The sequence below is a fragment of the Kitasatospora sp. NPDC001175 genome (assembly GCF_053598215.1).
Genome location: NZ_JBSFJU010000061.1, coordinates 34,057 through 46,390 on the forward strand (window position 1 = coordinate 34,057; position 12,334 = coordinate 46,390).

Sequence of the window (12,334 nt, forward strand, 5' to 3'; positions counted from 1 at the left end):
ATCACCACTGGCGTCCGCTCAGGTCATGGCGGCGTACCGGTACTGCGAGGCGGTCACCGCCCTGCAGGCCCGCAACTTCAGCTACGGCATCCGGCTCCTCCCGGAGGCCAAGCGGTACGCCATGTCCGCGCTCTACGCGCTCGCCCGCCGGATCGACGACATCGGCGACGGCGATCTGCCGCCCGAGCGCAAGGCCGAGCAGCTCGGGCGCACCCGCGAGCTGCTGGACGAGATCCGCTCCGGCGCCGTCAGCGTGGACGACACCGACCCGATCAAGGTCGCCCTGGCGGACGCCGCCCGGCGCTTCCCGATCCCGCTCGGTGCCCTCGACGAACTGATCGACGGCGTCGAGATGGACCTCAAGGGCGCCGAGTACCAGACCTTCGAGGAGCTCAAGGTCTACTGCCGCTGCGTCGCGGGTTCCATCGGCCGGCTCTCGCTCGGCGTGTACGGCTGCGAGGACCCGGAGCTCGGCGCCGAGTACGCCGACACCCTGGGCCTGGCCCTCCAGCTCACCAACATCCTCCGTGACCTGCGCGAGGATGCCCTCAACGGCCGCACCTACCTGCCCAGCGAGGATCTGGTCAGGTTCGGCTGCGAGCAGGGCTTCGCCCTGCCCAGGCCCCCGAGGGGCGCCGATTTCGCCGGGCTGGTGGCCTTCCAGGCCGAACGCGCCCAGCGCTGCTTCGAGGAGGGCCTGCGGCTGCTGCCGATGCTGGACCGCCGCAGTCGGGCATCCACCGCCGCCATGGCGGGCATCTACCACCGGCTGCTCGGCCGGATCGCCGCCGATCCCGAGTCGGTGCTGCGCGGCCGCGTCTCGCTGCCGGGCTGGGAGAAGGCATACGTGGCGCTGTCCGGGCTCGCCGGAGGGCGTTCTTGATTCTCTCGGAAGTTATGTCACGCTGTGTCAGCGCAACATCACGGAAACGGTTCGGCGGGCTGCCCGTAAACGCACGTCCGACGTCCGTCAGCGGGTGTGCGACGGCCCTGGGCGGGCACGTGGTGTCCATGAGCGAACAGCCGAACGACGGCGGGGGGAGGGGCAGATGACCGGGCAGCGGACGTCCGCCCGCCGCAGCGCCGTGGTGGTCGGCGGCGGCCTGGCCGGGATCACCGTCGCACTGCGGCTGGCCGAGGCCGGGCAGCAGGTCACCCTGCTGGAGACCAGGCCCAGGCTCGGCGGCCTGGCCTTCTCCTTCAAACGCGGCGAGCTGACCGTCGACAACGGCCAGCACGTCTTCCTGCGCTGCTGCACCGCCTACCGCGGCCTGGTCGACCGGCTGGGCGCGGGCCGACTGGTGGATCTTCAGCCGCGCCTGGACGTCCCCGTCCTCGGGCTCGGCGCCGGCGGTCGCCGCGACTTCGGCCGGCTGCGCCGGGACGCCCTGCCGGTACCGCTGCACCTCACCCGCAGCCTGGCCACCTACCCGCACCTCGGCCCGGCCGACCGGCTGCGGGTGGTGCGCGCCGCGCTCGCGCTGCAGCGGCTCGACCTGGCCGACCCGGCGCTGGACGAGCTCTCCTTCGGCGACTGGCTGCGCCGCCACGGTCAGACCCCGGCCACCGTCGAGGCCCTGTGGGACCTGGTCGGCGTCGCCACCCTGAACGCCACCGCCGACCGGACCTCGCTGGCGCTGGCCGCGATGGTCTTCAAGACCGGCCTGCTCTCCGACCCCGGGGCCTCGGACATCGGCATGGCCGCCGTCCCGCTCGGCGAGATCCACCACGACGCGGCGCTCGCCGAACTGGAACGCCTGGGCGTGCGGGTGCTGCTGCGCAGCCGGGCCGCCGAGCTCAAGCCCGCAGACCGGCACGCCGTCCGGCTCGAGAGCGGCGAACTGCTCACCGCCGACACCGTGGTGCTCGCCGGCGCCCAGGACAGCGCCGCCGCGCTGCTGCCGGCCGGCGCGATCCCGCGGCAGGAGCGGCTCGCCGAGCTCGGCACCTCACCGATCCTCAACGTCCACGTGGTCTACGACCGGCGGCTGCTGCGCCGCCCGTTCTTCGCGGCGCTCGGCTCCCCGGTGCAGTGGGTCTTCGACCGTACGGCGCACTCGGGTCTGGCCGTACCGGGTGCCCAGTACCTGGCGCTGTCCCAGTCCGACGCCGGGGACGAGATCGACCTGCCGGTGGCCGAGCTGCGGGCGCGCTACCTGCCCGAGCTGGAGCGGCTGATCCCGGGCGCACGGCAGGCGGAGGTGCTGGACTTCTTCGTCACCCGCGAGCGCACCGCGACCTTCGACCCGGCACCGGGCACCGCCGTGCTGCGCCCCGCGGCCCGGACGACTGTCCCGGGGCTGCTGCTGGCGGGCTCGTGGACCGCCACCGGCTGGCCCGCGACCATGGAGGGCGCGGTGCGCAGCGGCCATGCCGCGGCCGACGCCGCGCTGGCCGGGACCGGGCGGATCCCGGTCGACCGAGGCGACGGGAGGTGGCCCCGATGACCGCGGGCCCCAGCACTACTGACATCGCACCAGGCGGGCCCGCCAGAGGGGCCCGGCGTCCGGACGGAGAGGGAGGACACGTGGAGGCTCGCTCCGCATCGGCCGCGGCCGCGACGCTCGAGGAGGCCGCTTCGGTGCCGGAGCTGCTGGCCCGCGGCCGGAGCCTGTGCACCCCGCCGTTGCGCGCCGCGGTCGCCCGGCTGGCCGCACCGATGGACACCGTGGCGGCGTACCACTTCGGCTGGATCGACCGGGACGGCAAGCCGGTCGCGGGGGACGGCGGAAAGGCCGTCCGGCCCGCGCTGGCGCTGCTCTCGGCGCAGGCGGTCGGTGCGCCGGCCGAGACCGGAGTGCCTGGCGGTGTCTCGGTGGAACTGGTGCACAACTTCTCGCTGCTCCACGATGATCTGATGGACGGTGACGAGACCCGGCGGCACCGGGCCACCGCGTGGACGGTGTTCGGCCCGGCCCAGGCGATCCTGGTCGGCGACGCGCTGGCCACGCTGGGCACCGAGGTGCTGCTGGACGCCGCAGTCACCGGTGGCGCGAGCGCGGCGGACGCGGCCCGGGCGGTCCGTCTGATCACCACCGCCACCCGGAAGCTGATCGACGGGCAGGCCAAGGACGTGGCCTTCGAGGCACGCGAGGCGGTGACGGTCGAGGAGTGCCTGGACATGGAGGGCGGCAAGACCGGCGCCCTGCTGGCCGCCGCCTCCGCGATCGGCGCCGTCCTGGCCGGGGCCGACGACCGCGTCTCCGACGCGCTCCAGCGCTACGGCCACCACCTGGGCCTGGCCTTCCAAGCCGTGGACGACCTGCTGGGCATTTGGGGAGCCACCGAGGTGACCGGCAAGCCGCACTGGGGCGACCTGCGCCAGCGCAAGAAGTCGCTGCCGGTCGCCGCTGCGCTGGCCGAGGGCGGCAGCGCCTCCCGCCGGCTGGCCGAGCAGCTGGCCGACCCCGAGGGACGCGGCGAGGAGAGCGAGCAGGTGCTCGCCGCCCGCGCGGCCCTGATCGAGGAGGCGGGCGGCCGCGCCTGGACCCAGGCGGAGGCCCGCCGCCAGCACACGACTGCCCTCGCCGCACTGGACGAGGTGCCGATGACCGACGCGGTGCGCCGGCACTTCGTCGCACTCGCCGAATTCGTGGTGGTACGAGAGAGGTGACGTCAAGTGACAGCAACCGCGGACGGCCGGCTCGACCCCGAGTACGATTCCGAGCCGGTCGCGGTGGGCGACCGACCGCCGGGGCCTGAACGGACCAGCGGCCGGATCGCGTCGGGCCGCCCGGCCGGCGGGCGCGGCCCGGTGCTGTGCGAGGCCGCCGGGGCCGACGGCGCGGTGAACGGGGCCAGGGCGGCCGGTCGGGCCGAGGAGGGCCCCGACCGGACCGCGCCGGCCGAGGCGCTGGCCAGGGCCACCGCCCATCTGCTGTCACTCCAGAGCCCCGAGGGCTGGTGGAAGGGCGACCTGGAGACCAACGTCACCATGGACGCCGAGGACCTGTTACTGCGGCAGTTCCTCGGCATCAGGACGGAGGAGCAGACCCGCGGCACCGCCGCCTGGATCCGATCCCAGCAGCGCCCGGACGGCACCTGGGCCACCTTCCACGGCGGCCCGCCCGAACTCTCCGCCACCGTCGAGGCGTACGTCGCCCTCAAGCTCGCCGGTGACGACCCCGAGGCCGCGCACATGCGGTCGGCGGCGCAGTACGTACGCGCGCACGGCGGTATCGCCGCCACCCGCGTCTTCACCCGGATCTGGCTCGCGCTCTTCGGCTGGTGGCCCTGGGAGCGGCTGCCGGAACTGCCGCCCGAGCTGATCTTCGCGCCCAAGTGGCTGCCGCTGAACATCTACGCCTTCGGCTGCTGGGCCAGGCAGACGATCGTACCGTTGACCGTGGTCTCGACCTACCGCCCGGTCCGCCCCGTGCCCTTCCTGCTCGACGAGTTGCACACCGACCCCGCCGACCCGCACCCCCGTCGGCCGCTCGCCCCGCTGACCACCTGGGACGGGCTCTTCGAGCGCCTGGACAAGGCCCTGCACGTCTACCACCGTTACGCCGTACGGCCGTTGCGCCGGCTCGCGCTGGCCCAGGCCGAGCGCTGGATCATCGAGCGGCAGGAGGCCGACGGTTGCTGGGGCGGTATCCAGCCGCCCGCCGTGTACTCGCTGATCGCGCTGCACCTGCGCGGCTACCGTCTGGACCACCCGGTGATGAAGGCCGGGCTCGACTCCTTCGACGGCTTCACCGTGCACACCGAGGACGGCCGGCGCTGGATGGAGGCCTGCCAGTCCCCGGTCTGGGACACCTGCCTGGCTGCCATCGCGCTGCGCGACGCGGGACTGCCCGCCGACCACCCCGCGCTGGTGGCCGCCGCCGACTGGATGCTCGGCGAGGAGATCACCCGGCGCGGCGACTGGGCCGTCCAGCGACCCGAACTCGCCCCCGGCGGCTGGGCGTTCGAGTTCCAGAACGACAACTACCCCGACATCGACGACACCGCCGAGGTGGTGCTGGCACTCAGCCGGGTCGCCTTCCCCGACCGGGAGCGGCTGCAGGGCGCGGTGCGGCGCGGCGTCGAGTGGAACCTCGGGATGCAGTCCAAGAACGGCGCCTGGGGCGCCTTCGACGTGGACAACACCAGCCGGCTTCCCAACAAGCTGCCGTTCTGCGACTTCGGCGAGGTGGTGGACCCGCCGTCGGCGGACGTCACCGCGCACGTGGTGGAGATGCTCGCCGAGGTCGGCCGATCCGACGACACGCGCACCCGGCGCGGCATCGCCTGGCTGCTCGCCAACCAGGAGCCGGACGGCTCCTGGTTCGGCCGCTGGGGCACCAACTACATCTACGGGACGGGTTCGGTGGTCCCCGCGCTGACCGCCGCCGGGCTGCGCACCGGCCACCCGGCGATCCGGCGGGCGGTGCGCTGGCTGGAGGAGCGGCAGAACCCGGACGGCGGCTGGGGCGAGGACATGCGGTCCTACGAGGACCCGGAGCGCTGGGCCGGACGCGGGGAGTCCACCGCCTCGCAGACCGCGTGGGCGCTGATGGCGCTGCTCGCGGCAGGGGAGGGGCCGGACGGGGCGCGCAGCGCCGCGGTCGAACGGGGCGTGCGCTGGCTGGTGGACACCCAGCTGCCCGAGGGCACCTGGGACGAGCCGCACTTCACCGGTACCGGGTTCCCGTGGGACTTCTCGATCAACTACCACCTCTACCGGCTGGTGTTCCCGGTGACGGCCCTCGGCCGCTACCTGCACGGCAACCGGGTGCCCGGCGGCCAGCGATGAGGCGCCGCCCGCGGCCGGTCCGGTGGCGGACTCGGCCCGTGCCCCCGAGGATCGGGCCAAACGGCCGGATCGGAGGACTGGGATGAGGGCGAGTGCCTGCAAAGCCGCGGGGTGCGGCGCGCCGGGTGAGGTGTACTCCGGTCGGGGGCGGGGTCACCCGCGCGGTACCGCGCGCCCCCGGGGCGCCGCCTGCCTCGGCGCCTCGCGAAGCGGGGCCGTCCGATGAGGGGCGGGGCGCTGCTGGTGGTGTGCGCGCTGGGCCCCGAGGTGTGGGCGCTGCGCGGCGGGGACTGGGCCGAGGCACAGAGCGGGCCGCCGGTACTGGCCAGGACCGGGGTGGGACGCACCCGGGCCAGGCGGGTGGCGCGCGAGCTGCTCGCCCGGGACGGGTACGGCGCCCTGGTGGTGGCCGGCTTCGGCGCCGCCGTCGGACCGGGCGTGCGGCCGGCCGATGTGATCGTCGCCGACGCGGTACGCGACCCCGACGGCAACCACTACCCGCTGGACTCCGCCAAGCAGCTCGCCCGCGCCCTGCAGTCCCGCGGCCTCACCAGCCACACCGGGCTGCACCACACCGCCGACCACGTAGTGCGGGGAGCCGAGCGGCGGGCGCTGAACTCCCGGGGTGCACTGGCCGTGGACATGGAGGCGGCCGCGGTCCTGGCCGTCCGCGCCGAGCTGCGCCCCCACCTGCCCGCCGCGGTCCTGCGGGTGGTGGTGGACACCCCGGACCACGAACTGATCCGGCCGGGCACCCTACCGGCCGGGGTGCGGGCCTGGCGGACCCTACGCGCCGCCGTACCGGCTCTCATCGCCTGGCACCGCCAGGCAGCTGTCGCACTCGAAACCCAGCCCTCGACGCTCCCCCAGGAGGCGAGTTAGTCATGGCCATGCCGCTGCGCCAGTCCATCCGCATCAGCACCTACCTCATGCAGCAGAAGCTGAAGCGTCGGGAGAAGTTCCCGCTGATCGTGGAGCTGGAGCCGCTGTTCGCCTGCAACCTCGCCTGCGAGGGCTGCGGGAAGATCCAGCACCCCGCCGGGGTGCTCAAGCAGCGGATGCCGGTGGCGCAGGCGGTCGGGGCGGTGCTGGAGGCGGGGGCGCCGATGGTGTCCATCGCGGGCGGCGAGCCGCTGATGCACCCGCAGATCGACGAGATCGTCCGGCAGCTGATCGCCCGCCGCAAGTACGTGTTCCTGTGCACCAACGCGCTGCTGCTGCGCAAGAAGCTGGACAGGTTCAAGCCCTCGCCGTACTTCACCTTCACCGTGCACATCGACGGACTGCGTGAGCGGCACGACGCCTCGGTGGCCAAGGACGGCACCTTCGACGAGGCGGTGGAGGCGATCAGGGAGGCCAAGCGGCGCGGCTTCCGGGTCACCACCAACAGCACCTTCTTCAACACCGACACCCCGCAGACCGTGATCGAGGTACTGGACTACCTCAACGACGAACTGCGCGTCGACGAGATGATGATCTCCCCGGCCTACGCCTACGAGAAGGCCCCGGACCAGGAGCACTTCCTCGGCGTCGAGCAGACCAGAGAGCTGTTCCGCAAGGCCTTCGCCGGCGGCAACCGGCGCCGCTGGCGGCTCAACCACAGCCCGCTCTTCCTGGACTTCCTGGAGGGGCGGATCGACTTCCAGTGCACCGCCTGGGGCATCCCCAACTACTCGCTCTTCGGCTGGCAGCGCCCCTGCTACCTGATGTCGGACGGATACGTGCCCACCTACCGCGAGCTGATCGAGCAGACCGACTGGAGCAAGTACGGGCGGGGCAAGGACCCGCGCTGCGCGAACTGCATGGCGCACTGCGGGTACGAGCCGACCGCGGTGCTGGCCACCATGGGCTCGCTCAAGGAGTCGCTGCGCGCGGCCCGCGAGACCCTCGGCTCGTCCGGCACCGCGGCACGGTGACGGCATGTCGCTGCTGAGCGGGATCAGGGGACCCGCCGACCTCAGAGCCCTGGAGGCGGCCGAACTCCCGCTGCTGGCCGAGGAGATCAGGGACTTCCTGATCGCCGCGGTGACCAGGACCGGCGGCCACCTCGGCCCCAACCTCGGCGTGGTCGAGCTGACCATCGCGCTCCACCGGGTCTTCGACTCGCCGCACGACCGGATCCTCTGGGACACCGGTCACCAGGCGTATGTGCACAAGCTGCTCACCGGCCGGCAGGACTTCTCCCGGCTGCGCGCCAGGGACGGTCTGTCCGGCTACCCCTCGCGGGCCGAGTCCGAGCACGACCTGATCGAGAACTCGCACGCCTCCACCGCGCTCGGGTACGCCGACGGCCTCGCCAAGGCCGACCAACTGCTCGGCCGCACCGACCGCAGGAACGTCGCGGTGATCGGCGACGGCGCGCTGACCGGCGGCATGGCCTGGGAGGCGCTCAACAACATCGCCGAGGCCCGGGACCGCCCGTTGGTGATCGTGGTCAACGACAACGAGCGCTCCTACGCCCGCACCGTCGGTGGCCTCGCCCACCACCTGGCCACGCTGCGCACCACCCAGGGGTACGAGCGCTTCCTGGCCCTCGGCAAGGAGGCGCTGCAGCGCACCCCGCTGGTCGGGCAGCCGATCTTCGATGCGCTGCACGGCGCCAAGAAGGGCTTCAAGGACGCCTTCGCGCCGCAGGGGCTGTTCGAGGACCTGGGCCTGAAGTACCTGGGACCCATCGACGGGCACGACATCGGCGCCGTCGAGCAGGCACTGCGGCAGGCCAGGAACTTCGGCGGCCCGGTGATCGTGCACTGCCTCACCGTCAAGGGACGTGGCTACCGGCCCGCCGAACTGGACGAGGCGGACCGCTTCCACGCGGTCAACCCGATCGACCCGTACACCTGCCTGCCCGTCGCGTCCTCGGCCGGGATCTCCTGGACCTCCGTCTTCGGCGCGGAGCTGGTCGCGCTCGCCGCCGAGCGGCCCGAGCTGGTCGCGATCACGGCGGCGATGCTCCGGCCGGTCGGGCTGGCCAGGTTCGCGCAGACGTACCCGGAGCGGATCTTCGACGTCGGGATCGCCGAGCAGCACGCGGTGGCCAGCGCCGCCGGGCTGGCCACCGGTGGGCTGCACCCGGTGGTCGCGGTGTACGCCACCTTCCTGAACCGGGCCTTCGACCAGGTGCTGATGGATGTCGCGCTGCACCGGCTCGGGGTGACCTTCGTCCTCGACCGAGCGGGGGTCACCGGGAACGACGGGGCCTCGCACAACGGGGCGTGGGACATGTCCGTGCTGCAGGTGGTACCGGGCCTGCGGCTCGCCGCACCGCGCGACGCCGAGCAACTGCGCGCCCAGCTGCGCGAGGCGGTCGCGGTGGACGACGCGCCGACCGTGCTGCGCTTCCCCAAGGGTGACCTGCACCCAGCCGTCCCGGCCCTGGAACGGATCGGTGGGGTGGACGTACTGCAGCGGACCGGGCCCGAGCCGGAGATCCTGCTGGTCGCCGTCGGCGCGATGGCCCCTGCCTGCCTGGACGCCGCCGCACTGCTCGTCACCGAGGGCTTCACCGCGACGGTGGCGGACCCGCGCTGGGTCAAGCCGGTGGACCCGGTGCTGCTCGAACTCGCCGCCGCGCACCGGCTGGTGGTCACCGTCGAGGACAACGGCCGCTCTGGCGGCGTCGGTTCGGCGATCGCCCAGGCACTGCGCGACGCCGGTGTGGACACCCCGCTGCGCGACCTCGGCATCCTGCAGGAGTTCCTGGCGCACGCCGGGCGCGGCGAACTCCTGGAGGAGATCGGCCTCAGCGGCACCGGGGTGGCCGCGCAGACGGCCGCCTTCGCCAAGCAACTGCTGCGCACCCCGCCGGACCCGCCGATGAGAGGAGCGAACCAGCCCCATGCCGGCTGACCGCCTCGACCTCGCCGCGCTGATCGCCGAGCGCGGCCAGGAACGCTACGAGCTGTACGCCCGCTACCTCAACCCGCAGCTGCCCAGGATGCTGCACACACTCGGCTTCGACCGGTACTACGAGCGCGCCGAGGGGCCGTACTTCTACGACGCCGAGGGCAACGAGTACCTCGACATGCTGGCCGGGTTCGGCATCTTCGCGCTCGGGCGGCACCACCCGGTGGTCAGGGAGGCCGTTCAGCAGGTGATGGACCTGGACCTGCCGGACCTCACCCGCTTCGACTGCTCGCCGCTTCCCGGCCTGCTGGCCGAGCAACTGCTGTCGTTCGCACCGGAGTTGGACCGGGTCTTCTTCGGGAACAGCGGAACCGAGGCGGTGGAGACCGCGCTGAAGTTCGCCCGGTACGCCACCGGGCGACCCCGGGTGCTGTACTGCGAGCACGCCTTCCACGGCCTGACCACCGGATCGCTCTCGGTCAACGGTGAGAGCGGATTCCGCAGGGGCTTCGATCCGCTGCTGCCGGACACCGCGATCCCGCTGGGTGATCTCGGCGCGCTCGCCCGGGAGTTGAAGAAGGGCGATGTCGCGGCGCTGATCGTGGAGCCGATCCAGGGCAAGGGGGTGCACGCCGCTCCGCCCGGCTGGCTGCTCGCCGCCCGGCAACTGCTGCACGAGCACCGGGCGTTGCTGATCTGCGACGAGGTGCAGACCGGCATCGGCCGGACCGGCTCCTTCTTCGCGTACCAGGAGGAGGGGGTCGAGCCGGACCTGGTCTGTGCGGCCAAGGCGCTGTCGGGCGGGTACGTGCCGATCGGGGCGACGCTCGGGAAGGGCTGGATCTTCGAGAAGGTGTACTCCTCGATGGACCGGGTGCTGGTGCACTCCGCCAGCTTCGGCTCCAACGCCCAGGCGATGGCCGCCGCGCTGGCCACCCTCCATGTGATGCGGGAGGAGAAGGTGGTGGAGAACTCCCGGCGGATCGGCGAGCTGTTCCGGGAGCGGCTGGCGGCACTGGTGGACCGCTACGAGCTGCTGGCCGAGGTGCGGGGCCGGGGGCTGATGATCGGGATCGAGTTCGGGCGACCCAGGTCGCTGAAGCTGCGCACCGGCTGGACCGCACTGCAGGCGGCGCGCAAGGGCCTGTTCGCGCAGATGGTGGTGGTACCGCTGCTGCACCGGCACCGCATCCTCACCCAGGTGTCCGGTGACCATCTGGAGGTGATCAAACTGATCCCGCCGCTGATCATCACCGAGCGGGAGGTGGACCGTTTCGTCACGGCGTTCACCGAGGTGATGGACGAGGCGCACCGGGGCAGCGGCCTGATGTGGGACTTCGGACGGACGCTGGTCAAGCAGGCGGTCGGAAACCGGTAGGCCGGGGCGCCGCCCGGCGGGATGCCGGGGGCGCCGGAGGAGCTAGCGGGAGTTGGGGGCGGGGCAGAGGTTGGTCTGGACGGCGGTGAGGATCTTCCCGGCCTTGTCGGGGCCGAAGCCGTCGGGGTGCTTGGGGGAGGTGAAGTGCTGGTTGACCAGGTCGATCAGCTTCGCCCGGTCCTTGGGGAAGTTGTAGATCGCCTGGCACTGGCTCCGGGCGAGCTCCACGGCCTGGTCGGGGTGACCGGCGACGATGTCCGGGTCGATCGTGTCCAGGGCCGCCACCAGCTTCGTCACCACACCGGGGTCCGGCTTGGGCGGCAGGCCCGCGTCGCTGGGCGCGGCGGGCTTGGCCGGGGCGGCGGAGCCGGAGGCCGCATCGGAGCCGGACTGGCCCGGCCGTGCGGACGTACCGGCGGCCGGGGCGGCCGGCGAGGCGGCGGCGGACGAGGAGGCGGCGGGCGCGGCGGTGGTGGACGCGCTGCTGCTGCAGGCGGTCAGTGCGAGGGCCGCGACGGCGAGAGCCGGTGCCAGTGATCGGAGACGCATCGCGTCAGGATGGCATGTGTGCGGCGGAGGTGTGCGGGGTTGTGACGACCTTGTGACCTGCCGAATCAGGGCTGACGCCCGGTCACAGTTCGGTCCTGCGGCGGCGGACCACGACCCAGAGGTCGATCAGCGCGAGCAGGGTGAGGACGCCGCAGCACACGGCGAAGAAGGTGAGCGTGCCACTGCTCGGGGCGGCGGCGGAGGAGGTGTGGGCCGCCCAGAGGGCGAACACGGCGGTGAGCACGGCGAAGAACGGGGTGAAGGTGACGGACAGCAGGAAGCGCAGCTTGAGGTCGCTCCGAGCCGTAGCGGGCTCGGTGCCGCTGCGCCACTGCCGTGGGGTCTTCGCTGGACGCATAGCCGATCGCCTCCACCCCGCTCGGCCGCGGTGGCCGGTCTACGATTCCAGCGTACGTCCGGGGGCCGTGGCGACCGTGGGGAGAACGGCTGTGGACGAGCACGAGGAGCACGTGGGGTACGTCGGGTTGCCGGTGAAGGCGGCGCAGGACCTGGCGGCCGAGCGGGGCTGGGACGTCGTCCGGGTGCTGGCGCCCGGTGATCTGATCACCCTGGAGTACCGCGAGGGCAGGCTCAACCTCGCCGTCCGGGACGGGGTGGTCGAGCGCTGCTGGGCGGGCTGAGGGCCGGCCCGCGGCCGGGCGGGCGCCTGTGGTGTGCGCCGGGGCCTGGCGGAGCCGTCTGATCAGCCGCGAGTGCCCGGGGCGCGGCCTAGCCCCGTACTTCGCAGGTCACCGTTTCAGGTCTGTGGCCAGCGGGTTCGGGTGACTTCGATGCCGAGGAGTTCGAGGAGGTGGAGTTGGACG

Annotated in this window: 11 protein-coding genes; 9 read left to right on the forward strand and 2 right to left on the reverse strand. The window is 72.9% G+C overall.

Annotated elements, in window-relative coordinates; all coding sequences use genetic code 11:
* Positions 1–25: 25 nt before the first annotated feature.
* The 8 genes from hpnD (at position 26) to ACWDAK_RS31640 (ending at position 10,961) form a co-directional block, all read left to right on the forward strand.
* Positions 26–883, forward strand: coding sequence for a presqualene diphosphate synthase HpnD (hpnD, locus tag ACWDAK_RS31605; RefSeq protein WP_344635963.1), 858 nt, complete (start codon positions 26–28; stop codon positions 881–883).
* A gap of 166 nt (positions 884–1,049) precedes the next feature.
* Complete coding sequence (gene hpnE, locus ACWDAK_RS31610) at positions 1,050–2,447, forward strand: hydroxysqualene dehydroxylase HpnE (RefSeq protein ID WP_427395182.1); 1,398 nt, start codon at positions 1,050–1,052, stop codon at positions 2,445–2,447.
* Positions 2,444–3,613 (forward strand): polyprenyl synthetase family protein, encoded by a 1,170-nt coding sequence (locus tag ACWDAK_RS31615; RefSeq protein WP_425557565.1) that lies wholly within the window; start codon positions 2,444–2,446, stop codon positions 3,611–3,613. The genes hpnE and ACWDAK_RS31615 overlap by 4 nt, the downstream gene beginning before the upstream one ends.
* Before the next feature lie 141 nt (positions 3,614–3,754).
* Positions 3,755–5,737 carry a squalene--hopene cyclase gene (shc, locus tag ACWDAK_RS31620; RefSeq protein WP_425557572.1) on the forward strand — a complete coding sequence of 661 codons (1,983 nt, stop codon included), beginning with the start codon at positions 3,755–3,757 and terminating at the stop codon, positions 5,735–5,737.
* Positions 5,738–5,959: 222 nt separating this feature from the next.
* A complete protein-coding gene (locus tag ACWDAK_RS31625) occupies positions 5,960–6,619 on the forward strand; it encodes a 5'-methylthioadenosine/S-adenosylhomocysteine nucleosidase family protein (protein ID WP_344635783.1) in 660 nt (219 codons plus the stop codon).
* Positions 6,620–6,621: 2 nt separating this feature from the next.
* A complete protein-coding gene (gene hpnH, locus ACWDAK_RS31630) occupies positions 6,622–7,653 on the forward strand; it encodes an adenosyl-hopene transferase HpnH (RefSeq protein WP_344635782.1) in 1,032 nt (343 codons plus the stop codon).
* Between the two features lie 4 nt (positions 7,654–7,657).
* Positions 7,658–9,586 (forward strand): 1-deoxy-D-xylulose-5-phosphate synthase, encoded by a 1,929-nt coding sequence (dxs, locus tag ACWDAK_RS31635; protein ID WP_427395183.1) that lies wholly within the window; start codon positions 7,658–7,660, stop codon positions 9,584–9,586.
* Positions 9,576–10,961, forward strand: a complete 1,386-nt coding sequence (locus ACWDAK_RS31640) for an aspartate aminotransferase family protein (protein ID WP_427395184.1) — start codon at positions 9,576–9,578, stop codon at positions 10,959–10,961. Before dxs ends, ACWDAK_RS31640 begins: the two co-directional genes overlap by 11 nt.
* Before the next feature lie 42 nt (positions 10,962–11,003).
* Here ACWDAK_RS31640 and ACWDAK_RS31645 read toward each other — a convergent pair whose 3' ends face one another.
* Positions 11,004–11,510: a hypothetical protein gene (locus tag ACWDAK_RS31645; protein ID WP_427395185.1), complete on the reverse strand. Its 507-nt coding sequence runs from the start codon at positions 11,508–11,510 to the stop codon at positions 11,004–11,006.
* 82 nt (positions 11,511–11,592) lie between these two features.
* On the reverse strand, positions 11,593–11,868 hold the full coding sequence (locus tag ACWDAK_RS31650) for a DUF6343 family protein (protein ID WP_344635778.1): 276 nt from the start codon (positions 11,866–11,868) through the stop codon (positions 11,593–11,595).
* A gap of 91 nt (positions 11,869–11,959) precedes the next feature.
* Between ACWDAK_RS31650 and ACWDAK_RS31655 the strand changes: the two genes are divergently transcribed.
* Positions 11,960–12,151 carry an I78 family peptidase inhibitor gene (locus tag ACWDAK_RS31655; RefSeq protein WP_344635777.1) on the forward strand — a complete coding sequence of 64 codons (192 nt, stop codon included), beginning with the start codon at positions 11,960–11,962 and terminating at the stop codon, positions 12,149–12,151.
* Positions 12,152–12,334: the final 183 nt, after the last annotated feature.

What these genes read in the sequence shown, in the direction of transcription:
- ACWDAK_RS31650 (WP_344635778.1), bottom strand. Translation starts at nt 11,868, where the DNA reads ATGCGTCCAGCGAAGACCCCACGGCAGTGGCGCAGCGGCACCGAGCCC.
- ACWDAK_RS31645 (WP_427395185.1), bottom strand. Translation starts at nt 11,510, where the DNA reads ATGCGTCTCCGATCACTGGCACCGGCTCTCGCCGTCGCGGCCCTCGCA.
- hpnE (WP_427395182.1), top strand. Translation starts at nt 1,050, where the DNA reads ATGACCGGGCAGCGGACGTCCGCCCGCCGCAGCGCCGTGGTGGTCGGC.
- hpnH (WP_344635782.1), top strand. Translation starts at nt 6,622, where the DNA reads ATGGCCATGCCGCTGCGCCAGTCCATCCGCATCAGCACCTACCTCATG.
- ACWDAK_RS31640 (WP_427395184.1), top strand. Translation starts at nt 9,576, where the DNA reads ATGCCGGCTGACCGCCTCGACCTCGCCGCGCTGATCGCCGAGCGCGGC.
- ACWDAK_RS31625 (WP_344635783.1), top strand. Translation starts at nt 5,960, where the DNA reads ATGAGGGGCGGGGCGCTGCTGGTGGTGTGCGCGCTGGGCCCCGAGGTG.
- dxs (WP_427395183.1), top strand. Translation starts at nt 7,658, where the DNA reads ATGTCGCTGCTGAGCGGGATCAGGGGACCCGCCGACCTCAGAGCCCTG.
- ACWDAK_RS31615 (WP_425557565.1), top strand. Translation starts at nt 2,444, where the DNA reads ATGACCGCGGGCCCCAGCACTACTGACATCGCACCAGGCGGGCCCGCC.
- hpnD (WP_344635963.1), top strand. Translation starts at nt 26, where the DNA reads ATGGCGGCGTACCGGTACTGCGAGGCGGTCACCGCCCTGCAGGCCCGC.